Origin of the sequence: Flavobacterium sp. XS2P24, from assembly GCF_030010285.1 — a bacterium.
GTDB lineage: Bacteria > Bacteroidota > Bacteroidia > Flavobacteriales > Flavobacteriaceae > Flavobacterium > Flavobacterium algoritolerans.
In genome coordinates this window covers 1-22,133 of record NZ_JASCRU010000012.1, presented here as the reverse complement: position 1 = coordinate 22,133, position 22,133 = coordinate 1, and the positions used below count along the sequence as shown (strand labels likewise).

Annotated in this window: 22 protein-coding genes; 9 read left to right on the top strand and 13 right to left on the bottom strand. The window is 32.4% G+C overall.

The genetic code is table 11. From position 1 onward, the window contains the following. Positions 1–31: 31 nt before the first annotated feature. The gene (locus QLS31_RS09605) at positions 32–673 is read right to left on the bottom strand and encodes a protein-L-isoaspartate(D-aspartate) O-methyltransferase (protein ID WP_099715114.1); all 642 of its coding nucleotides are present in this window, start codon (positions 671–673) and stop codon (positions 32–34) included. A gap of 144 nt (positions 674–817) precedes the next feature. Between QLS31_RS09605 and QLS31_RS09600 the strand changes: the two genes are divergently transcribed. The 8 genes from QLS31_RS09600 to QLS31_RS09565 all read left to right on the top strand — a co-directional run bounded on the left by QLS31_RS09600 (position 818) and on the right by QLS31_RS09565 (position 8,921). Next, positions 818–1,783 carry a Gfo/Idh/MocA family oxidoreductase gene (locus QLS31_RS09600; protein WP_282743676.1) on the top strand — a complete coding sequence of 322 codons (966 nt, stop codon included), beginning with the start codon at positions 818–820 and terminating at the stop codon, positions 1,781–1,783. Positions 1,784–1,865: 82 nt separating this feature from the next. Further along, positions 1,866–2,753 (top strand): 3-hydroxybutyryl-CoA dehydrogenase, encoded by an 888-nt coding sequence (locus tag QLS31_RS09595; protein WP_282712596.1) that lies wholly within the window; start codon positions 1,866–1,868, stop codon positions 2,751–2,753. A gap of 82 nt (positions 2,754–2,835) precedes the next feature. After that, positions 2,836–4,056, top strand: coding sequence for a DUF1015 domain-containing protein (locus tag QLS31_RS09590; protein WP_282743675.1), 1,221 nt, complete (start codon positions 2,836–2,838; stop codon positions 4,054–4,056). Positions 4,057–4,089: 33 nt separating this feature from the next. Next, positions 4,090–4,740, top strand: coding sequence for a YggS family pyridoxal phosphate-dependent enzyme (locus tag QLS31_RS09585; protein WP_282743674.1), 651 nt, complete (start codon positions 4,090–4,092; stop codon positions 4,738–4,740). A gap of 79 nt (positions 4,741–4,819) precedes the next feature. Beyond that, positions 4,820–6,181, top strand: coding sequence for an exonuclease domain-containing protein (locus tag QLS31_RS09580; protein ID WP_282743673.1), 1,362 nt, complete (start codon positions 4,820–4,822; stop codon positions 6,179–6,181). Between the two features lie 27 nt (positions 6,182–6,208). Continuing rightward, positions 6,209–7,042, top strand: coding sequence for an ion transporter (locus tag QLS31_RS09575; protein ID WP_099715108.1), 834 nt, complete (start codon positions 6,209–6,211; stop codon positions 7,040–7,042). A 168-nt stretch (positions 7,043–7,210) separates the two neighbouring features. Continuing rightward, positions 7,211–8,128 carry a tRNA (adenosine(37)-N6)-dimethylallyltransferase MiaA gene (gene miaA, locus QLS31_RS09570; RefSeq protein WP_282743672.1) on the top strand — a complete coding sequence of 306 codons (918 nt, stop codon included), beginning with the start codon at positions 7,211–7,213 and terminating at the stop codon, positions 8,126–8,128. A 52-nt stretch (positions 8,129–8,180) separates the two neighbouring features. After that, the gene (locus tag QLS31_RS09565) at positions 8,181–8,921 is read left to right on the top strand and encodes an acyl-ACP thioesterase domain-containing protein (RefSeq protein WP_282743671.1); all 741 of its coding nucleotides are present in this window, start codon (positions 8,181–8,183) and stop codon (positions 8,919–8,921) included. Between the two features lie 54 nt (positions 8,922–8,975). On the opposite strand, the gene QLS31_RS09560 is transcribed toward QLS31_RS09565, so the two are convergent. The 12 genes from QLS31_RS09560 to QLS31_RS09505 form a co-directional block, all read right to left on the bottom strand. Beyond that, positions 8,976–9,692 carry a response regulator transcription factor gene (locus QLS31_RS09560; RefSeq protein ID WP_099715105.1) on the bottom strand — a complete coding sequence of 239 codons (717 nt, stop codon included), beginning with the start codon at positions 9,690–9,692 and terminating at the stop codon, positions 8,976–8,978. 3 nt (positions 9,693–9,695) lie between these two features. Further along, entirely contained in the window at positions 9,696–11,279 is a 1,584-nt protein-coding gene (locus QLS31_RS09555; protein WP_099715104.1) for a HAMP domain-containing sensor histidine kinase, read from the bottom strand. Between the two features lie 59 nt (positions 11,280–11,338). Beyond that, complete coding sequence (coaE, locus tag QLS31_RS09550; protein WP_282743670.1) at positions 11,339–11,935, bottom strand: dephospho-CoA kinase; 597 nt, start codon at positions 11,933–11,935, stop codon at positions 11,339–11,341. A gap of 1 nt (position 11,936) precedes the next feature. Further along, a complete protein-coding gene (locus tag QLS31_RS09545; RefSeq protein WP_121343335.1) occupies positions 11,937–12,938 on the bottom strand; it encodes a glycosyltransferase in 1,002 nt (333 codons plus the stop codon). Between the two features lie 129 nt (positions 12,939–13,067). Next, on the bottom strand, positions 13,068–14,258 hold the full coding sequence (gene fabV, locus QLS31_RS09540) for an enoyl-ACP reductase FabV (protein ID WP_282743669.1): 1,191 nt from the start codon (positions 14,256–14,258) through the stop codon (positions 13,068–13,070). 94 nt (positions 14,259–14,352) lie between these two features. Further along, on the bottom strand, positions 14,353–16,005 hold the full coding sequence (gene recN, locus QLS31_RS09535) for a DNA repair protein RecN (RefSeq protein WP_282743668.1): 1,653 nt from the start codon (positions 16,003–16,005) through the stop codon (positions 14,353–14,355). Between the two features lie 55 nt (positions 16,006–16,060). Beyond that, on the bottom strand, positions 16,061–16,945 hold the full coding sequence (locus QLS31_RS09530; RefSeq protein WP_282743667.1) for a DUF4835 family protein: 885 nt from the start codon (positions 16,943–16,945) through the stop codon (positions 16,061–16,063). Positions 16,946–17,017: 72 nt separating this feature from the next. Beyond that, positions 17,018–18,229 (bottom strand): bifunctional phosphopantothenoylcysteine decarboxylase/phosphopantothenate--cysteine ligase CoaBC, encoded by a 1,212-nt coding sequence (gene coaBC, locus QLS31_RS09525; RefSeq protein WP_282743666.1) that lies wholly within the window; start codon positions 18,227–18,229, stop codon positions 17,018–17,020. Between the two features lie 8 nt (positions 18,230–18,237). Then, complete coding sequence (locus QLS31_RS09520) at positions 18,238–18,555, bottom strand: DNA-directed RNA polymerase subunit omega (protein WP_026709525.1); 318 nt, start codon at positions 18,553–18,555, stop codon at positions 18,238–18,240. A 4-nt stretch (positions 18,556–18,559) separates the two neighbouring features. Beyond that, positions 18,560–19,354 (bottom strand): outer membrane protein assembly factor BamD, encoded by a 795-nt coding sequence (bamD, locus tag QLS31_RS09515; RefSeq protein WP_121343336.1) that lies wholly within the window; start codon positions 19,352–19,354, stop codon positions 18,560–18,562. Positions 19,355–19,482: 128 nt separating this feature from the next. After that, positions 19,483–20,370 carry a 4-hydroxy-tetrahydrodipicolinate synthase gene (gene dapA, locus QLS31_RS09510; RefSeq protein ID WP_282743665.1) on the bottom strand — a complete coding sequence of 296 codons (888 nt, stop codon included), beginning with the start codon at positions 20,368–20,370 and terminating at the stop codon, positions 19,483–19,485. Positions 20,371–20,377: 7 nt separating this feature from the next. After that, positions 20,378–20,896, bottom strand: coding sequence for a hypothetical protein (locus QLS31_RS09505; protein ID WP_282743664.1), 519 nt, complete (start codon positions 20,894–20,896; stop codon positions 20,378–20,380). A gap of 47 nt (positions 20,897–20,943) precedes the next feature. Here QLS31_RS09505 and QLS31_RS09500 point away from each other — a divergent pair, with 47 nt between their 5' ends. Continuing rightward, positions 20,944–21,723, top strand: coding sequence for a 5'-nucleotidase (locus tag QLS31_RS09500; RefSeq protein ID WP_282743662.1), 780 nt, complete (start codon positions 20,944–20,946; stop codon positions 21,721–21,723). Positions 21,724–22,133: the final 410 nt, after the last annotated feature.

Here is a 22,133-nt window from a genome sequence, read left to right as displayed (position 1 = left end):
AAAGCCTGTCTTAACGAGACTGGTTTCTATTTTAATTTTTATCTTCTAATAAAGGAACGAATCGAAATTCACCAAACTCATGTTTTTCAAATTGTGTTTCATTTTTTCTGATTAGCAAAGTCATAATTTGCACCTCTTCCCCTAATGGAATAACCAATCTTCCTCCTATTTTTAGCTGTGCCATCAAAGGCTGGGGAATAAACGGAGCACCGGCAGTAACAATAATACTATCAAAAGGTGCATAACCTGGTAACCCTTTATAACCATCTCCAAAAGAGAGATGTTTAGGACGAATACTCAATTTTGGAAATAATACAGAAGTTTGCTTGAACAATTCTTTCTGTCTTTCAACACTAAAAACCTTGGCTCCTAACATGCATAAAACTGCTGTTTGATATCCTGAACCTGTTCCTATTTCTAAAATTTTATGTTCTTTTTTTACTTCTAATAATTGGGATTGAAAAGCTACAGTGTAGGGTTGTGATATCGTTTGACCTGCTCCAATGGGAAATGCTTTATCTTGATAAGCATAATCTTCAAAACTGGAATTTAAAAATAAATGTCTTGGAATCTTTTTTATCGCATCCAAAACACTTTTATCAGTAATCCCTTTTTGCTCTAAAACGCTTACTAATTGATTCCGAAGTCCTTGATGCTTGGCTGTGTCTTTCAAAATTTACTATTTTATTTTGGTAAAAATAGAAAAGAATTTCTGAATTCAAATGTTGGATTTTAAATTTTAAATTAACTGAATAATTGTCCCACATCAATAATAGATTAATCATTTTATTGCTATTTTTGTAAAAATTACATCGTTATGCTGAAAATTGGAGTATTAGGTGCTGGTCATCTAGGAAAAATACATTTGCGTTTATTACAACAATCTGATAAATATGAATTAGTTGGTTTTTATGACCCAAATCAAGAGAATGCTGAGAAGGTTTCTAAAGAATTTGGATATAAACATTTTAGCACAATTGCAACTCTTATTCATGCAGTTGATGTAATTGACATTGTAACACCAACTCTTTCTCACTACAAATGTGCTAAAGTAGCCATCAAATCCGGTAAGCATGTTTTTATTGAAAAACCCATTTCAAATACGGTTGAAGAAGCCGAAGAAATTATCGCTTTGGCAAAAGAGTACAATGTAAAAGGTCAAGTTGGACATGTTGAGCGTTTCAATCCAGCGTTCATTGCTACCAAAAACATGATTGAAAATCCCATGTTTATAGAAACCCATCGTCTTGCTGAATTTAATCCTCGTGGAACCGATGTTCCTGTAGTATTGGATTTGATGATTCATGATATTGATGCTATTTTGAGCGTTGTAAAATCTAAAGTAAAAAATATAAATGCCAGTGGCGTTTCGGTTATCAGTGATACACCGGATATTGCCAATGCAAGAATAGAATTCGAAAACGGTTGTGTTGCCAATTTAACGGCGAGCCGAATTTCGATGAAAAATATGCGTAAATCTCGTTTTTTCCAGAAAGACGCTTACATCTCGGTGGATTTCTTAGAAAAGAAATGTGAAGTAGTAAAAATGAAAGATGCCCCTGAAGTTCCCGGCGATTTCGATATGATTTTACAAAATGCCGAAGGTGTAAAAAAACAAATCTACTTCTCTAATCCAGATGTAGAACAAAACAACGCAATTCTTGATGAATTAGAATCATTTGCAGATGCTATAATCAATGATACAGAACCTGTTGTAACATTGGAACAGGCTACAGAGGCGCTAAGAGTGGCGTATCAAATTATAAATTGTTTTAAAAAGTAAATAAAATTTGTTTAAAGTTTAAAGTCTAAAGTTGCTCGAGAGAACTTTAAACTTTAAACTTTTAAACTTTAAAATAAAAAATATGAAAACAATAGCCGTAATCGGAGCAGGAACAATGGGGAATGGAATCGCCCACACCTTTGCACAAAGTGGTTTTACCGTAAAATTAATAGATGTTTCAGAGAAATCTTTGGATAAAGGAATGGCAACTATCGCCGCAAATTTAGACCGAATGATTGCAAAAGGGAGCATTACCCAAGAAGATAAAGCCAAAACGATTACCAATATTATCACTTACACAGATATCAAAGATGGTGTTGTAGGTGCAGATTTAGTGGTTGAAGCTGCAACTGAAAATGTTGAATTGAAATTAAATATCTTCAAACAATTAAACGAGGCTTGTTCTCATAATACGATTTTAGCAACCAATACTTCTTCGATTTCAATTACTCAAATTGGAGCAGTTGTGGCACATCCAGAACGTGTTATCGGTATGCATTTTATGAATCCGGTGCCAATTATGAAATTGGTGGAAATCATCCGCGGTTATAATACTTCTGACGAAGTAACAAAAATCATCATGAATCTTTCTGAGAAATTAGGAAAAACTCCTGTTGAAGTAAACGATTATCCTGGTTTTGTTGCCAATAGAATTTTGATGCCAATGATTAACGAAGCTATCGAAACATTATACAATAAAGTGGCCGGTGTTTATGAAATTGACACAGTTATGAAACTTGGAATGGGTCACCCAATGGGACCTTTGCAATTAGCAGATTTTATTGGTCTTGACGTATGTTTAGCCATTTTAAATGTAATGTACGACGGTTTCAAAAATCCAAAATATGCTCCTTGCCCATTATTGGTAAATATGGTTCGTGCAGGAAAAATGGGTGTAAAATCCGGTGAAGGTTTCTACGATTATTCTGAAAGCAAAAAAGCAGAGAAAATTTCTAAACAATTTATTTAATGTCATAAAGTTTGAAAGTCAAAAGTCTTAAAGTCCGCTTCTTTAGACATTCGACTTTTGACTTTTGACTTTTGACATAATTATGGCTAAAATAGTTCCTTTCAAAGCAGTTCGTCCTACTCGTGATAAGGTTTGCCTTGTTACTTGCCGTTCTTATGAAGAATATGTAAATGCTGAATTAGCGGCGCAATTGGATTTCAATCCGTTGTCTTTTTTGCATATTCTAAAACCAGCTTACACCAATCAGGAAAGCGTTTCTTTTGAAAAAAGATACCGACAAGTACATCAAAAATACGAGGATTTCAAAAATGAAATCATTTTAGTAAAAGATAAAAAACCTGCTATTTATATTCATAAAATTGTTACCAAAACTCATTCATTCACTGGGATTATTGCGGGGACAAGTGTGGCAGATTATTGTAATAATATCATCAAAAAACATGAAGATATTATTGCTTTCAGAGTCCGATTACTCAAAGACTACATGAAATATTCAGAGTTTAATACAGAACCGGTTTTAATGACCTATCCTGATAATAAAACAATCGAAAACTGGATTTTTAATTGTACCCAAAAATTAGCCGATTTTGAATTTTCAACTACAAAAAAAGAGATTCATTATCTGTGGAAAATTGAAGATGGATTAGAAATCAATTGGCTGCAAAACATATTTGAAAAGACTAATAATCTTTATATCGCTGACGGTCATCATCGTACTGAAGCACTGAAATTATTATCTGAGGAAAATGATGATCCGGAAAACACTGCAAAAAATCACATCCTGAGCTATTTAATTTCCGAAAACAACGTCAAAATATATGAATTCAATCGTTTAGTAAAAGATTTAAACGGTTTCTCAAAAGAAGATTTCTTAAAGGAGTTAGAAAAGAATTTTATTCTTGAAAATAAATTTCAGCAACCTTTTCAGCCTTCTCAAAAACATCAATTCGGAATGTATCTGGACAATGCATTTTATAGCTTAATTTTACGGAAAGAAAATGAAGTTTTCCAGACAGCTTTGGATAGTCTAGACACACAAATTTTATACAAAAAAGTGTTGTTGCCCATTCTAGCCATCGAGGATTTACGCAATGATGAGCGAATAGAATACCTTTCAGGAAAACAATCTGTATTGGAAGTAAAGAACAAAATTGATCAAGGAGAATTTGAAATCGGTTTTATACTATTCCCTTCAAACATTGGAGAAATAAAAGCCTTGGCTGATGCCAATCTAATAATGCCTCCAAAAAGTACATATATTGAGCCAAAATTTAGAAGCGGATTAGTCGTGTATGAACTTTAGGTTTTAGTAACGCTTTAAAATCAAAATATTAAAATGTCAATAAAAAATAATTTACTCCAAATAAAATCCACTTTACCGGAACATGTAACCTTGGTTGCGGTTTCAAAAACTAAACCTGTTTCCGATTTAATGGAAGCCTATGAAGCCGGTCAACGCATTTTTGGAGAAAACAAAATCCAGGAAATGTCCGAAAAATGGGAACAAATGCCCAAAGACATTCAATGGCACATGATAGGTCACGTTCAAACAAATAAAGTCAAATTTATGGCACAATTTGTGAGCTTGATTCATGGTGTAGATAGTTTGAAATTACTACAGGAAATCAATAAACAAGCGCTAAAACAGAATAGAATTATTGATTGTTTATTACAAATGCACATTGCCGAAGAAGAAACTAAATTTGGTCTTGACGAGCAAGAACTGGCTTCACTCCTATCCTCAAGTGAATTCGAGGAAATGAAAAATATTCGAATTGTTGGACTAATGGGAATGGCAACTTTTACAGACAATAAAGATCAAATCAAGAAAGAATTCTCACATTTGAAATCGATTTTTGATCAACTCACAATTCATAATTCCCAATTTACCATTCTTTCTATGGGAATGTCCGGCGATTATCAACTTGCAATTGAATGCGGAAGCACCATGGTTCGAATTGGAAGTAGTATCTTTGGAGGAAGATAATTTGATTTTTGATTTCAGATTAACGATTTTTAATTTCAGATGTTTCGTAACTTGAGACATTAAACATTAAACAAAAAATTTGTACGCAATACTAGACATAGAAACCACTGGAGGACAATTCAACGAAGAAGGAATCACTGAAATCGCTATCTATAAATTTGATGGTCATGAGGTGGTGGATCAATTTATCAGTTTGGTAAATCCGGAAATTCCAATTCAGCCATTTGTAGTGAAACTTACTGGTATTAATAACGCCATGCTACAATCTGCACCCAAGTTTTTTGAAGTTGCGAAACGCATCATCGAAATGACAAACGACTGTGTTATTGTAGCCCATAATGCCTCTTTTGATTACAGAATACTACGAACTGAATTCAGACGATTAGGGTATGATTTTGAAGCCAGAACACTTTGTACGGTTGAATTATCAAAAAAACTATTGCCTGAGCAACCTTCCCATAGTTTAGGGAAATTGGTCCGTGCTCTTGGAATCCCAATGGCAGATAGGCACAGAGCCAGTGGTGATGCTTTGGCTACAGTGAAATTATTTAAAATTCTTTTAGAAAAAGATTTAGAAAAAGAAATTGTAAAAGATTTTATAAAGCTTGAAATCGAAAAAGGAATCGCTCCAAAATTACTGGATATTGTTTCTAGTTTACCCGCTAAAACAGGCATCTATTACATTCACAATGAAAAAGGAAATCTGATTTATATTGGCAAAAGCCGAAACATAAAAAAACGCATCAACCAGCATTTTACGGGAACTTCTACTAAATGCAAGAAAATCCAAGCCGAGGTTTTCACGGTAACCTATGATGAAACCGGAAGTGAATTGATCGCTTTATTGAAAGAAAGTGAAGAAATAAAAATCAACAAACCCATCCACAATAGAGCCCAGCGGAAAAGTATTTTTCAATTGGCTTTATACGCAGAAAAAGATAAAAATGGATATCTCAACCTAAAGCTTCAAAAAGCGGATGGTAGAAAGAAAGAAATCACCTCATTTACTTCTTTACAAGAAGGCAAAAATGCGTTGTTCAGAATAACTTCTCATTATAATTTGTGCCAAAAACTTACCGGTTTATATGTTTCTAAAACAAACTGTTTTCAGTACAGCATAAAAGAATGTGACGGGGCTTGCATTGGCGAGGTTTCTGCCGAAGAATATAACGCAAGAGTTCAAGCATTTATAGATAAAAACAGTTTCGAAAATCAAAATATGGTACTGGTCGACCGAGGAAGAACCATCAATGAGCGCAGCGCTGTTTTGATTGAAAACGGAATCTATAAAGGCTATGCTTTCTATGACTTAAATTATCAAATCAACAACATCGAAATTCTTAAAAACATTATCATCCCCATGCAAAGCAATAGGGATGTACGCAATATTATTCAAGGTCATGTTCGAAAAAGCAAAACGTTGAAAATCGTAAAATTCTAATCGCATGCTAATAATTACAACATAATTATGCAAAGATTAAAGTCAAAATTTGACACTTTCAGACATAGAACCAATGTCGTAATTTACGGTACAAATACCGCTTCAGGAAGATTATTTGACCTTATTCTTTTAGGCGTTATTCTGTTGAGTGTCATTATAGTTATGCTCGAAACGGTCAAAGGTTTTGATACAAAATACCATTATGAACTCATAGTATTAGAATGGATTATAACCATTTTTTTCACCTTAGAATACCTTCTTAGAATTATATCCATCAAAAAGCCATTGAAATACATCTTTAGTTTTTATGGAATAATTGATTTGATAGCAACATTACCCATGTATTTCTCTTTATTTATTGTTGGAACCAGCGTTTTAACCGTTGTCAGAGCTTTACGATTGTTGCGATTATTTAAGATTTTAAAACATCCAAAATTCTCAAGTCAATCCACTCATCTAAAAGAAGCCTTGATTGCCAGCCGAGGAAAAATACTTATTTTCATTTATTTCATGTTAATCAGCAGCATCATCATAGGTTCTATAATGTATATTGTCGAAGGAAAAGAAGGCGGTTTTACCAGTATTCCCATCAGTATTTATTGGACCATCGTGACACTCACAACAGTAGGATATGGAGATATTTCGCCCATAACCCCGCTAGGTCAGGCCATTGCTTCGATAGTAATGATTATGGGTTACGGCATCATTGCCGTTCCTACAGGAATTGTTTCAGCTGAATTTGCAAACAACAATCGCAAAAAAACAAGAGAAGAAAGAATTGATCCGTGTGCTAATTGTGGTACCGAAGGACATGAACATAATGCAAAATACTGCTATCATTGCGGTAAGGATTTAAAATAATATTAATTTGAAGCAATTCCAGCTGTACACTTTAACTCCTCGTTATTCCAGTTGTTTTTCTAAGGCATAAAAGGAGCTTATCCCGAGACTTCGGGATAAGCTCTTTTACACCAAGAAAAACTAACTTTCATAAATCCGGGGTTTTCGTTTCCATCTGGGCTAAAAAACATGAAATACTTAATCACCATTATCGGACCCACAGCCATAGGCAAAACTTCCCTGAGTATTGTATTAGCTAATTATTTTAAATGTGATATTATTTCCTGTGACAGCCGACAGTTTTTCAAGGAAATGACCATTGGAACAGCTGTACCAAACAAAGCCGAATTAGCCGCGGCTACACATCATTTTATACAAAACAAATCCGTATTCGAGAATTATACCGTTGGTGATTTCGAGAAAGAGGCTATTGCAAAACTTGACGAATTATTTTTGACCAATGATTACGCCATTTTAGTTGGTGGTTCCGGATTGTATGTTGATGCAATTCTAAAAGGTTTTGATGAATTTCCCGAAATAGACGTTTCAGTCCGTACTGAAATAAATACGAATTATGAGAAACTGGGAATTGGATATTTACAACAAAAACTCGAAGTTTTAGATCCAGATTATTATAAAAGCTTGACTACCGAAAATCCACAAACCTTGCAAAACCCACAACGAATGATGCGTTTCGTGGAAGTGTGTATTGGTGCTGGGAAACCGTATTCTTCTTTTTTAAACCTGAAAAAAAACAGTCGAAACTTCACTCCTATTTTAATTGGTCTGGAAGCCGACAGAAAAATCATTTACAACCGAATCAATCAACGCGTTGATATTATGATGAATGAAGGACTTCAGGCTGAAGCAAAAAAATTATTCCCAAATAAAGAGTTGAATGCACTGCAAACCGTGGGTTACAGAGAGCTATTCAGCTATTTTGGCAGAGAAATTTCATTGGAATTTGCCATTGAAGAAATAAAGAAAAACACGCGACGATTTTCAAAACGTCAATTGACTTGGTTCAAAAGAAATGAAAATACGAAATGGTTTGATTTTGAAACTCCGTATGAAACTATTGTGGATTACATCAATTCAAAAAAATAAAACAATACATCTTATATCTAAGAATACAAATTCATAATTCATAATTATTTATATGCCTATCTCTCCAAATTTCACTTCTGTTTTAAGCAAAGATTGGGAAATCAATTTTACACAATGCGCGCCAAATGGATTTTTAAAATACACTGATTTGTGTAATATCTTGCAGTTAACTGCTTCTGCACATTCAGAAACTGGTGGCATTAGTTTTACTGATATGCAAGAATTTGACCAAGCATGGGTTTTGAGCAGAATGCGTGTTGAAATCACTAAATTACCCAAATGGGGAGATACTGTAACCGTAAAAACCTGGATCAATTCCTTAGAAAACTCCCGTTCAGTACGAGCACTTGAAATGCATGTAAATGGAGAAAAAATTGTGGGTTCTGAGACTTTCTGGGCTGTATTTAACACTAAAAAACGTCGTCCGGAAGGATTGGCTTTGCCGTTTGAACATTTTGAATTATATCCCGAAAAAAGAGCTACGCTAGAGGGTTTTTCTAAAATCAATTTCAATCATGAGAAAGAAATAGTTTTCGAAAAAAGTGTGTTTTTATCTGATTTAGACATTGTGAATCATGTCAATAATGTCAAATATCTGGAATGGTGCTTGGATTTGGTTGATGAACAATTAATCCTGAAACAAAAAATTAAAAGTTTTGAGATGAATTTCTTAAAGGAATTATCACTAAAAGATAAAGTGATTATTCATGAAAGTATTTCTGAGAGCGAAACAGTTTTTAGCATTACAAAAGATGATAAGACGAGTTTTGCTTTACAATTGAACTGGAAATAGAACACCTACTTTTACTCCAAAAAAAAGCCTCAATTTCTTGAGGCTTATATCTATTTATTCTGCTACTTTATTCTTAACCACTAATCTGAATCCTTCTCCGTGGATATTTAAAATTTCTACATCCTCATCAAGTTTCAAATATTTTCTCAACTTAGCGATGTACACATCCATACTTCTTGAAGTAAAATAGTTATCATCTCTCCAAATTTTTGTCAAGGCCAATTCTCTTGGCATCAAGTCATTTTCGTGAAGAATCAACATTTTCAATAATTCATTTTCTTTCGGAGATAACTTTATTGGTTCATCATTATTAAAAGTTAAAAAACGAAGTTTTGAATTCAAATGAAATTTACCAATATTAAATTCAAATTGTACTTGTTCAGCTTTAGTATCCGATGATTTTCTTTGGATTATTGCCTTGATTTTCATCAACAATACTTCAGAATCAAAAGGTTTATTCAAGTAATCGTCAGCACCTGCTTTATACCCTTTCAACACATCTTCTTTCATAGATTTTGCTGTCAAGAATATAATTGGCACTTCATTATTTTTTTCTCTGATTTCTTTTGCTAAAGTATAACCATCTTTGTAAGGCATCATTACATCCAGAATACATAAATCATAAGTATCCTTTTTGAATTTTTCGAATCCTTCCATTCCGTTTTTGGCTAAAGTAACATCAAAATCATTTAGCATTAAATAATCTTTTAAAACTGCACCAAAATTAAGGTCATCTTCGACTAGAAGTATTTTTTTATTTACATTTTCCATATTCTAATTTATTAATGGTAATTTTATTATGAAGGTACTCCCTTTTCCCTTTTCACTTTCAACATATACTTGACCGTTATGGTCGTCAACAATTCTTTTTACGTAAGCTAATCCTAACCCGTGTCCTTTGACATTATGAATGTCTCCGGTATGTTCTCTGTAGAATTTTTCGAAAATTCTTTTTTGAGCTATTTTACTCATTCCCAAACCACTATCTTTCACTTTAATAATGACCATATCTTTGATATTTTCAGTGAAAATTTCAATTTCAGGAACATTAGGCGAGTATTTTATCGCGTTTTCTAAAATATTCACAATAACATTGGTAAAATGAACATCATTGATTAAAACTGTGGTTCTAATGGCTTTAAAATGGCAGGTAATTGTTCCTTGCCTGTCCTCTAAAATCAAATTCACATGATCTATTGCATCTTCAATAATTTCATGAATATTATTTGATTCCTTAGTAATATCTAATTCTTTCTTTTCTAATTTAGAAATTCGAAGCACATTTTCTACTTGTGCATGCATGCGTTTATTTTCATCCTTAATCATTTGAAGGTATCGCAAAACCTTCTCTTTGTCATCTATTATTTTTGGATTTCTAATCGCATCCAAAGCTAAATTGATAGTTGCAATTGGAGTTTTAAATTCATGTGTCATATTATTAATGAAATCATTTTTGATTTCAGAAATTTGACGTTGACGTATCAATTGATTCAATGCACTTGTATACGCAATTAAAATAATCAGTGTAAAAACAATAGAAAGAACTGTTATACTAACGAGTTCTGACAATAAAAATTTCTTTTTGAGCGGAAATGTAACCAGCAATTGGTATTTACTATTTCCTTCATTATCTGTAAAAATAGGAATTGAATACGTTGCTTCTTTATCATATTTAAAGGCATTTGATTTAATTTTGGTCGCTAAATTATTGCTGTAAATACCAAACTCAAATCTTGTTTCAATACCATATTCTCCTAATTCTTTTTTAATCAGTTTCTGTAAAACATCACTAGTAACGCGTTCTTCGAGCGGCATTGCAGACAGCACATCCTTCGCAGAAATTTCAAAAAGAGCGTCATCCAAAATATCAAGGTTACCTGATTTTTCAATTCTAACATCAGGAATCAAACTTTGACTCACTCCTGATTTATCCATCGAATTATTATTATAAACTTCAGTAACCCTTTTGGAACTAAAGCTTTTAAATTTTTCACTATCAAATTTTTTATCAAAGAACGTTGGTGAAATATTATAATCTTCAGAAATTATACTGTTAGAATATATAATTGTTTTATTTGTTCTTGGATTTTTTTGAACATAATAAAACTCTAATATATCATCCTTTTCAGGCACTTTTCCGGTGCTGTCTTTATAATGATTTATTTTATCATAAAAACTATATGTTTCTTGCTTTTGAATCTTATCTGCCACATTACCAATTACTTGCTTAACATGGAATTTAAACTGCTCATCATTGTTTTTGAATGAAGTATTAAACCAATACACTTGAACAAGAATTATCCCTATTAAGGACAGACTCATCAATAAAACAAGTAATCTAAAAAAAAGTTTATTCATCGAAACAAATTTAGTATTTTAACAATATATTAAATAATAGATTAACCAAACATTAACACCTATACCACATTTTGTTTAATCTTTAAAATTTTAAGAATTTTAACAACTTCTAATTTTGTAGTTTCCATAGAAGTATTTTCTATGATGAAATCGCTTTTTGAGATGCGTTGTTCATCAGTCCATTGTGCATTTATTCTTTTCAAAACAAGTTCGCGTGTCGTTTTATCACGTTCAACAACTCTCTTGATCCTTGATTCTATTGGTGCTGTGACAGTTATGATCAAATCACAATTTTTATAACTTCCACTTTCAAATAAAATTGCAGCTTCGTAAATAACATAAGGAGCTGCAGTATGTTGTAAAAGCCATTGCTCAAAATGTTTTTTTACAGCAGGATGAACAATATTGTTAAGTTTTTCTAATTTTTCGGGGTTATTAAAAACAATTTTGGCTAATTCTTCTCTGTTCAACTTCTCATTTTCAAAAACTGTATCACCAAATACATCTTTAATAGCGCTTATAATCTCTACAGATTGCATGATTTTTCTGGCTTCGTCATCAGCAATGTACACTGGAATGCCAAATGATTTAAAATAATTTGCAATGGTGGTTTTCCCACTTCCGATACCGCCAGTTAAACCAATTATTTTTGTCATATTAAACTTTGAAAAATAATTCAGGGAAAGCTTCTTGAGGTTTTTGCTTCAAAATGATAATTTTAAAAAAGGATACAATAAAACCAGTTCCGTAACCGTAAAATTGTTTCCAAACAGCTATCAATGATAAATACCCAATTTTCAAGCTTTTATTTTGATAAGAAGACACCAAAAACAGTACCAAAAAGTAAACAAAATACAATTGAAGCAGTAAATCAAAATTAAAAATCAACATCAATAAAAAGGAAATAAAAAATCCAATTATAAATACCGAAGGAAAGAAAAAAGTAAGCTTATTGTATTTAGGATACCAACTATTTAGAATTGGTCGTGCTTTTCCAAATTTGTTTACTTGAGTCGAAAACTTATCCCAATCAATTCTTCTCTTGTGATATACAAATGCATTAGGAAACAGTTTAGTCTCAAAACCTAAATTCCACAGTCGAATTGACAAATCCGGATCTTCACCGGGATGAATATTTCCAAAACCTTTTGATGCTTCAAAAGCTTTACGAGACAATCCCATATTAAAACTTCTTGGCTGAAACTTATCTATTTTTTCAGAACCACCTCTGATTCCTCCCGTGGTCAAAAAAGAAGTCATCGCAAAATTAATTGCTTTTTGTATATCCGAAAAACTGTCTAAAGCCTTATCAGGCCCACCAAAACAATCTACATAATTCTGCTTTAAAGCTTTATCAACCTCTGATAAATATTCTTTTGGAATAATACAATCCGAATCGAAAATGATAAAATAATCACCTCTGGCTTTTTTCATTCCGTAATTTCTGGAATCCCCAGGCCCCGAATTTTCCTTGAAATAATAGGAAATATCAAGTCTGTCACCATATTTTTGAGCTACATCTTTGCAAACTATGGAAGAGCCATCTTCAATAAGAACAATTTCAAAAATTTCGTTAAACGTTGAATGAGACAAGCTCTCTAAAAGTTCATCAACTTCATCCGGGCGATTGTAAACTGGTATAATTAGGGAAAATAACATAAATTGTGACTGTGGTATTAAAGATCTTTTTTTAGGCTCAAAAAATTTTAACAAATATAATCTTTATCCATAAAAAAACCATCAACTATTAATTGATGGTTTTATAAATATTTAATTTAGTAATTGGGATTAAGCAATACTTTCGATGTTTACCAGTTCGTTAGCATCTGCTTTATAATCTACTCCTGCAACGTCAAAGCCAAATAGATTGTAAAAATCTTTTCTGTATCCTTCTAAATCTCCTATTTCAGATAAATTTTCAGTTACAGCTTCAATCCATAATTTAGCTACTTTCTCTTGAACATCAGGACGCATTTCTAAATCGTCAATACGGATTCTTCCTTTTTCATCAACCGGAACTTCATTTCCAGTATATAATCTTTCTTGATACAAACGTTGAATTTGTTCGATACAACCTTCGTGAATTCCTTCTTCTTTCATTATTTTATACAACAAAGAAATATACAATGGAATAACCGGAATGGCCGAACTTGCTTGTGTAACCAATGCTTTATTTACCGAAACGAATGCTTTACCATCAATAGCAGCTAAACTGTTAGTGATAGCAAATGCTGTCGCTTCAAGATGATCTTTAGCACGACCAATTGTACCTTTTCTATAAACGGCTTCAGTCAATGATGGCCCAATATAAGAATAAGCAACAGTTGTAGCCCCTGGAGCCAGTAGATTTTGAGCTTTTAAAGCATCAATCCACATCGCCCAATCTTCACCACCCATTACGGCAATAGTATTTTCAATATCGTCACCACTACAAGGCTCAATTGAAATTTCTGAAACTTTACCCGAATGAAAATCAACTGTTTTATTGGTAAAAGTTCCTCCGATAGGTTTCAATACTGAGCGATGCAAAACACCGGTAACCGGATGCATACGAACAGGAGAAGCCAAACTGTAGATTACTAAGTCTACTTGCCCTAAATCAGCTTTTATAAGATCTAAAGTTTGTTGTTTTACTTCATTCGAAAACGCATCTCCATTGATACTTTTTGCATATAAACCCGCTTTATGCGCTTCAGTTTCAAAAGCTGCAGAATTATACCAACCTGGAGAAGCTGTTTTACCTTCTGTTGGAGGTTTTTCAAAAAATACACCAATAGTTCCTGCATCAGAACCAAAAGCACTTGTAATTCTTGAAGCCAAACCAAATCCGGTTGAAGCTCCAATTACCAATACTTTTTTAGCCCCGTTAATAGGTCCTTTTGATTTAATATATTCTATTTGATTTTTAACATTTTGTTCGCATCCTTTTGGGTGAGATGTCGTACAAATAAATCCTCTCATTCTAGGTTCTATAATCATATTCTTGGTTATTCGTTTTTTATTTATTCGTGTAATCGTTTTATTGCTCCTGCAAAAGACTTGCTTTTAAAGGAAACAAATATAAAGTAAAAAATTAGTTCAGCAAGGCTTTAGCATGATTTAAGGCCGAATCAGAAACAACAGTTCCAGATAACATTTGAGCAATTTCAACCAGTCTTTCCTCTCCGTTTAATAACTTCAATTCAGACAGTGTGTCTTCGCCAACAGTTGATTTGAACACTTTGAAATGTGCATTTCCTTTTGCTGCAATTTGAGGTAAATGGGTAATGGCAAAAATTTGCATTTCCTTACTCATCTCTTTCATGATTTCCCCCATCCTAATGGCGATTTCTCCGGAAACACCAGTATCAATTTCATCAAAAATTAAGGTTGGTAATTTTGAATATTGTGCCAATATCGCCTTAACAGCAAGCATAATCCTTGACATTTCTCCACCAGAAGCTACTTTCTTCAATAAACCAAAATCAGTTCCTTTATTAGCCGAGAATAAAAACTGAAGCTCATCTTTTCCATTTTGAAAATAAGTTTCAGTAGTAGTAATGTCTATATTAAAGCGAACATTTGGCATTCCCAAAGTTTCTAAAATGGTAATCAACTTTTGAGATAAAACTGGAATCGAATCCAATCTATTCGTATGAATTGTAGTCGAAAAAGCATCCAATTCAACTGTTTTTTGTTCGATAGAAATCGTCAGTGCCGCAATTTCTTCTTCCATATTGCCTAATGCTAAAACTGAATTTTCCAGATTAGCTTGAATTTCCAGTAATTCCTCCACAGAGGAAACCTGATGTTTCTTTTGCAAATTAAAAATCACTTGCAATTTTTGACTGATTAAATCCAATTGCTCCGGATCATTAATCAGTTTCTCTGAACAGCGATTCATTTCATCTGAAATATCATCAAACTCAATTGTTAAGCTTGAAATTCTCTCTAACAAAGAATGATATTCCGTCGAAAAAGATGCAATTCTTTGCAATGAAGCCTTAATTTCATTCAAATTATGCATGACACCTATTTGCTCTTCATTGGCGATAGCCAAAGATTTATCGATAGATTCTTTAATAATCTCAACATTGTTCAACTTCTCAAAATCAGCTTCAAGAGTTTCTTGTTCTCCAGCTTTTAATTGAGCCGCAACTAATTCATCCAATAAAAAAGCATTGTATTCCTGTTCTTTCTTAGATTCACTTTGTCTTTTCAACAGCGAATTTAATTTGGATTTATCCGATTTATAGCTTTTTAAAAGAGATTGATATTCCAGAATTGTTTCTTTATTATTGGCAATTGCATCAATAATTTCGAACTGTACAGTTTCATCCGAAAGTTCTTGAGTTTGCTGTTGCGAATGAATATCTATCAAGAACAAGCTCAATTCCTGCAATTCCTGAAGATTCACAGGACTGTCATTTATAAAAGCCCTGGATTTTCCCGAAGGAAGAATTTCTCGTCTAATTATGGTATCATTTTCATAATCTAAATCATTTTCTTCAAAAAAAGGAAGCAAATTATATTTAGAAATTTCGAAATGGGCTTCAATGACACACTTTTCTTCTTTATTTTTCAAAGAAGTTAAGTCAGCTCTTTTTCCTAAAACCAAACCTATTGCGCCTAATATTATCGATTTTCCCGCTCCGGTTTCTCCTGTAATTATTGAAAATCCTTTTGAAAAATCAATAGACAATTTTTCTATTAAGGCATAGTTTTTTATCGAAAGTGACGTTATCATTTACTATATTGTTTTGTGATGTGAGGCTGAATTAAACTAAAAATTGAAAAATCAATTAATATTTCATCAGCATCCATTTACTTGAATTCAAAGGAGAAATTTTATTCAGATTATCGACTAAATCTGAGATTGTAATACTGGGTCCGCCAGAAAATATAGAAACTATTTCATCTGATTTAGCATCGAAAAAAACGCGGGTTAAAAATGCATTGGGTCTGGAAGCATTTAATTTACTCAAATCTATTAGTGATACTTTTATTTTTTCTTTAGACGCCTTTAAATCCTGGTTCATTACATCTAAACCAGTATGATAATCAAGCATGGTTTGACGTATTTGTTTGAATGCCGGGGATAAAATATCATTTATCAAAAAGTAGCGATTTTGGTTTCCATCAGCTTGACTCCATCCTTTAGAACCGCCTTGTTGAGCAACATTTGAAATGTTTTGAGCTGTCTCAAAATAAGAATTTCCCGATTCAGAAACAAAAGTATCTGCATCCATTCCTAAAATCATATAACTGTAAAAAGCCAAAACTGAAACTAAATTAGAATCGAATGTAGTTGGGTTAAAAATTAGATTTTCAAACTCAGTATATCTAAAATTAAAGTCTTTATCGTTATAATTTAATACTGGAGAGGAATAGGAGGAATTAAAAATAGGTCTTGAAGATTGCACTTGAATAGTTGCAGTAAATTGGTCTGAATTGTTTGAAGAAACAGTAATATACATCGAACAATTAATTTTTTCATTCTGCTTTACAACTTGTCCGGTCCAATCCGTTTTATTTACAAACTCACTTATTGAAGTTTGCAATGTTTTAAAAACTTGCTGATTTGTAACACTCAATTTTTGTGAATCAACCGTTACCGTACAGTTTAATTGTTGCGCTTGTGTAAGCCCATAAGTAAAAAGCAGAAAAAAAATAATTATTTTATTCATCTGTAGATTTGTATTGTTTCTTAACGGTTAACAATAATTCAAAAATTGCATTTGTATTACAAATCCGTTACCCTATTTCATAAAATGTACTTTCACCTTTTCTAGAATATCATCAGCAACAGCTTCTTTCGATTTCAATTCCATTGGCTCAATATTGAAATACTTATCAATAAAGGTAACTTTATTCGTTGCTTTACCAAAACAAGCACCTTGATCTTGAAGCGAATTTAAAACAATCAAATCTAAGTTTTTTTTCTGAATTTTCAAGATTGCATTATCAATTTCATTTTCTGTTTCTAAAGCAAAACCTATCAAAAACTGATTTTTCTTTTGTTCACCCAAAGAAGCTAAAATATCCTTCGTTTTTTCGAGTTCTATTGTAAAATCATCAGCCGCTTTTTTTATTTTTTGATGCGCAACATTCTTGGGTTTATAATCTGCAACGGCCGCAGCTGCAATCGCAACATCCACATCAGCATAAAACTGATGACAAGCTACATACATTTCTTCTGCAGACACAACATTAATCACATTTATCAATGGATTTGAAACTTTACAATTTGTAGGTCCCGAAACCAAAATCACCGAAGCACCCAGATTTGCAGCGCTTATCGCTATATCAAAACCCATTTTTCCCGAAGAATGATTTCCTATAAAACGCACAGGATCTATTGCTTCGTATGTGGGACCGGCAGTAATTAATATTTTTTTCTCTTTAAGAGGCAATTTACTGTTTAAATCTGCTTCCAGAAAAGCGATAATATTTTCAGGTTCCGCCATTCTTCCTTCACCGGATAATCCGCTTGCCAATTCACCGCTTTCAGCAGGAATTATGACATTGCCAAATTGGGTAAGAGAAGAGAAATTAGCAATAGTAGAAGGATGTTTGTACATGTCTAAATCCATTGCAGGAGCAAAATATACTGGACATTTTGCTGATAAATAAGTCGCAATCAGAAGATTATCACAAGTACCATTTGTCATTTTAGACAAAGTATTTGCAGTTGCTGGAGCAATAACCATCAAATCAGCCCAAAGTGCTAATTCAACATGATTATTCCATTTTTCATTCTCGTCGTCTTGATTATAAAAACTGGAATGAACAGGATTTTTGGATAACGTAGATAACGTAAGAGGAGTTACAAAATCCTTAGAAGCAGGTGTCATTATCACTTGGACATGTGCACCTGCTTTTATGAAAAGTCGTACTAATGTGGCTGTTTTATAGGCTGCAATTCCACCAGAAACTCCAAGTAGAATTTTCTTACCGCTTAAAACTGACATAGTAACTATTATTTATTTGAATCTCTGTGGTAGATTTTTCCGTCTAACCATTCTTGAACTGCTAAAGCGTGTGGCTTAGGTAGTTTTTCGTAAAATTTTGAAACCTCAATTTGCTCTTTGTTTTCAAAAACTTCTTCAAGACTGTCATTATATGTAGCAAATTCTTCCAATTTCTCAGTCAATTCTTTTTTAATTTCAGAATTGATTTGGTTTGCTCTTTTAGCCATAATGGTTATCGCTTCATACACATTACCAGTAGGTTCTTCAATAACAGTTTTGTTGTATGTTATTGTATTTACTGGAGCATTCGTCTTCTTTAAATCCATGACTTTATTTATTAAATTGTTGTAAATCTTTGTCTATTCGAGCTAACATTTCGTTTGCTACTTGCTTGTATTTAGTATCCGCTTTAAATTTAATCAAGCTCAATTGAGCTGCTTTTGCAACATTTAATCGGTCTTCCATTTTTGATGGAATACTATTAATTGCCAATTGATAGGCTGAATCTAACTTGTAATATAAAGCATCTTCTTTAAACGGAGTTCCCGGATAATCTGCTACAAAATTGTCTAAAGCAACAATTGCTGATTTATAATCAGAAATCGTATTGTATCCTTTAGCATTCTCGAAAACCTTTTGTTCTATTTTCTCGCTCAAAACTTTTACAGTTGCATTTGCTTCTGCCAAGTACTGAGAATTAGGATTATTATCAATAAATGTTTGTAATTTATCTAATGCTTTAGTAGTATCCGTTTGATCTAAACTGTAAACTGGCGATAACATAGAATAGCTTTTTGCTCCCAAATAAGCTGCTTCTTCCAGTTTTTCACTTTTTGGATATCCTGAAACAAAACTCTCAAATTGATATCCTGCCAAGTAATATTGTTTTGTTTTGTAATACGATTGAGCAAACATGTAAAACAATTTTTCAGCTTGAGGTTTCCCTCTGTACGCTGGAGCAATTTGTTCAAAAATACGAATCGCTTTAGAATATTTCTCTGCGTCGTATAATTTAGTGGCCATTTCAAATTTAACAGCGACATCTTCGGTTTTTAATGCTTTTTGGTATTCACTACAAGAACTGAATAAAGCTACAAGAAGCAATAGAGATATTATTTTTTTCATTTTTTTACTTTTTTTATGATTTCTTGGTTGAAACAACCCATAAAATCATACCGAAGTTTCGGTGGCAAATTTAGTTATTAATTTAGCGACTTCAAAATATATTTTTTGTTTAAAAAAAGACTCTTTTTTTATCCTTGTTTATTGACTTTTTTGACAAATTGATCAATTCTTTCTGCTAATGAATCATCTACTTTTACTAATGGTAAACGTACTGTGTTTTCTGAAATTCCCAGTGATAGAAACACTTGTTTGATTCCTGCTGGATTTCCTTGCTCAAAAATCATATCAATACAATCTGCTAAAAGGTATTGTGATTTGAATGCTTCATCCACTTTACGATTCAATCCTAATCGAATCATTTCAGAAAACTCTTTAGGAAAACCTTGCCCAATTACAGATATAACGCCTGATCCTCCTGCCAAAACCATTGGCAAAGCAATCATATCATCTCCTGAAATTACCAGAAAATCTTTTGGTTTGTTTTTTAACAATTGCATGGCTTGAACGATATCACCTGCAGCTTCTTTTATCGCTACGACATTTTCAAAATCATTAGCCAAACGGATAACGGTTGAAGGCAACATATTGCTGGCTGTTCTTCCTGGAACATTATATAAAATAACCGGAATTGGAGATGCTTCGGCTACAGCTTTAAAATGTTGGTAAATACCTTCTTGTGTAGGTTTATTATAATACGGAGAAACCGATAATATTGCTGTAAATGCAGACAAATCTCTTGTCTTCAACTCCTCTACCACTTTTAAAGTATTGTTTCCTCCTACTCCAAGCACTAATGGCAAACTTCCATTATTAGCTTCGATTACGGTACTAATAACTAATTCTTTTTCGTCTGGAGACAATGTTGCATTTTCGGCAGTTGTACCCAAGACTACAAGATATTCAATTCCTCCGTCGATTGAAAAATTCACAATTCTTTTTAATGCTTCGGTGTCAATTGAAAAATCTTCTTTAAACGGGGTTACAAGAGCAACACCAGTACCTATTAATGATTGCATATTAGATTTATATTTTGTTTAATATTTTTAAATATTTGAATAGCTCACTTACAAAAAGTGTATAATTATCGACATCAGTTTTAATCATAAAATGATTTAGTCTTTTGTCTATTGATGAAAAACCAACTTTAAATTGCGCTTTTGAAATATGAGTGATTTTTAATAAAATTGCTTTTTCTATGTCGTAATAACTGATTAACAAATCAAATTTTTCAGAGACAAAATCATTTACTTCCGAAGAAGAAATTTCTCCATTCCAATTTAAATTTCCTGAATTAAATACAGGATATGTTTGCTCTACTGTTTTTTTAAGTTTATCTCTGTATGCAATTGTTGTTATATTTTCTGGTGCAATTCCGTTTGCTATGAGCTGTTGAATTAATAATTCCGTTTCAGCAAAACGAGTGGCATCAACCAGTAAACCAATTGTTTTTACAACATTAACTGACTCAATATTTTTTAAATTTTGAAAGCTTTTTTTTAATGTTTTTTTTACAAAAAAATCCTTTATATAATTCAAAAACATATTACTTTTACTTGATTACAAAATTAATTAATTAAGTCGCATTTAAAATGGTAAATCTAAAAAAGTATAACGATGTTTCTAAACTTTTTGTTATATTCTTAACATTTTTTTTTGTTGCTTCCTGCAGCAAACAAAATTACTACGTTACTAAGATAGAAGGCAAACGAATTCCTATCACCGAAAAGGAAATTCAAGTCCCTCAAATTGAAAATTTTATCAAACCTTACAGAGAACACATCAATAAAGATTTAGACAGCGTTCTAGCGTATTGTCAGGAAACATTAGACAAAAGCACTGGGAAATGGCAAACTACAATTGGTAATTTGATGGCTGATGTTACTTTAATGAGAGGAAACACTGTGTTTCAAGCGAGAGAAAAAAAGAACATTGATATTTGCTTGCTCAATAGCGGGGGAATTCGTTCCATACTTCCAAAAGGAAATGTAACAGCACGAACGGCTTTTGAAATTATGCCTTTTGAAAATAGTTTGGTTGTAATTGCTTTAAAAGGAGAGCAAATTCTTGAAATGGTCGATTATTTTATCGCCGAAAAAAAACCACATCCTCTGGCTGGAGTAACTTTTACAATTGACAAAAATAATCTTCCAAAAAACATATTAGTACAAGGGAAACCTGTTCAAAAAGAGACTATTTATTACGTAGGAACCAATGATTATTTGTCTAATGGTGGTGACAATATGAATTTCTTTAAAAAAGGAGTTCAGAAATTTGATTTAAACTATAAACTACGAAATATTCTTATTGATTATTTTAAAGAAGTAGATACAATTCCTGTGATAAATGATGTTAGAATTACTGTTGAATAAGAAATTTAAATAACAAAATAGTTTTAGAAAACATAAAGCCCTAGCCCCGAGTGAAGTGAAAATCATTTTTTATCGTTTTTCTCGATAAAAAATATTGCAACGAAAAGCGGGAAATAGCTCCTGATTGCTTCGTTCCTCGCAATTATAATCGAATAATCAAAATTTCCACTTTGATAAAACAAAATTTCCTTTTTTGGGCGGATATAATTATAATTTAAACACTCTTTAATAAACATTTAATAAGTGCAAAAATATAAATTATAAGCTAGATAATAAACAAAAAAAGCCCCAAAATAGACTGCACCCAAAAGTTTAGACAAATTTATAATTAATTTTGATAATAATGAGCTCGATATTGTATCGGGCTCATTTTGTTTAAATTAGACTTGATTCTATCGTTATTGTAATAA

Bases quoted from the DNA above. Each gene is read 5' to 3' on its own strand.
- QLS31_RS09595 (WP_282712596.1), top strand. From the start codon at position 1,866: ATGAAAACAATAGCCGTAATCGGAGCAGGAACAATGGGGAATGGAATC.
- fabV (WP_282743669.1), bottom strand. From the start codon at position 14,258: ATGATTATAGAACCTAGAATGAGAGGATTTATTTGTACGACATCTCAC.
- QLS31_RS09520 (WP_026709525.1), bottom strand. From the start codon at position 18,555: ATGGATTTAAAGAAGACGAATGCTCCAGTAAATACAATAACATACAAC.
- recN (WP_282743668.1), bottom strand. From the start codon at position 16,005: ATGATAACGTCACTTTCGATAAAAAACTATGCCTTAATAGAAAAATTG.
- QLS31_RS09530 (WP_282743667.1), bottom strand. From the start codon at position 16,945: ATGAATAAAATAATTATTTTTTTTCTGCTTTTTACTTATGGGCTTACA.
- QLS31_RS09585 (WP_282743674.1), top strand. From the start codon at position 4,090: ATGTCAATAAAAAATAATTTACTCCAAATAAAATCCACTTTACCGGAA.
- QLS31_RS09545 (WP_121343335.1), bottom strand. From the start codon at position 12,938: ATGTTATTTTCCCTAATTATACCAGTTTACAATCGCCCGGATGAAGTT.
- QLS31_RS09575 (WP_099715108.1), top strand. From the start codon at position 6,209: ATGCAAAGATTAAAGTCAAAATTTGACACTTTCAGACATAGAACCAAT.
- dapA (WP_282743665.1), bottom strand. From the start codon at position 20,370: ATGCAATCATTAATAGGTACTGGTGTTGCTCTTGTAACCCCGTTTAAA.
- coaE (WP_282743670.1), bottom strand. From the start codon at position 11,935: ATGACAAAAATAATTGGTTTAACTGGCGGTATCGGAAGTGGGAAAACC.
- QLS31_RS09555 (WP_099715104.1), bottom strand. From the start codon at position 11,279: ATGAATAAACTTTTTTTTAGATTACTTGTTTTATTGATGAGTCTGTCC.
- QLS31_RS09500 (WP_282743662.1), top strand. From the start codon at position 20,944: ATGGTAAATCTAAAAAAGTATAACGATGTTTCTAAACTTTTTGTTATA.
- QLS31_RS09590 (WP_282743675.1), top strand. From the start codon at position 2,836: ATGGCTAAAATAGTTCCTTTCAAAGCAGTTCGTCCTACTCGTGATAAG.
- QLS31_RS09600 (WP_282743676.1), top strand. From the start codon at position 818: ATGCTGAAAATTGGAGTATTAGGTGCTGGTCATCTAGGAAAAATACAT.
- QLS31_RS09565 (WP_282743671.1), top strand. From the start codon at position 8,181: ATGCCTATCTCTCCAAATTTCACTTCTGTTTTAAGCAAAGATTGGGAA.
- coaBC (WP_282743666.1), bottom strand. From the start codon at position 18,229: ATGTCAGTTTTAAGCGGTAAGAAAATTCTACTTGGAGTTTCTGGTGGA.
- QLS31_RS09505 (WP_282743664.1), bottom strand. From the start codon at position 20,896: ATGTTTTTGAATTATATAAAGGATTTTTTTGTAAAAAAAACATTAAAA.
- miaA (WP_282743672.1), top strand. From the start codon at position 7,211: ATGAAATACTTAATCACCATTATCGGACCCACAGCCATAGGCAAAACT.
- bamD (WP_121343336.1), bottom strand. From the start codon at position 19,354: ATGAAAAAAATAATATCTCTATTGCTTCTTGTAGCTTTATTCAGTTCT.
- QLS31_RS09560 (WP_099715105.1), bottom strand. From the start codon at position 9,692: ATGGAAAATGTAAATAAAAAAATACTTCTAGTCGAAGATGACCTTAAT.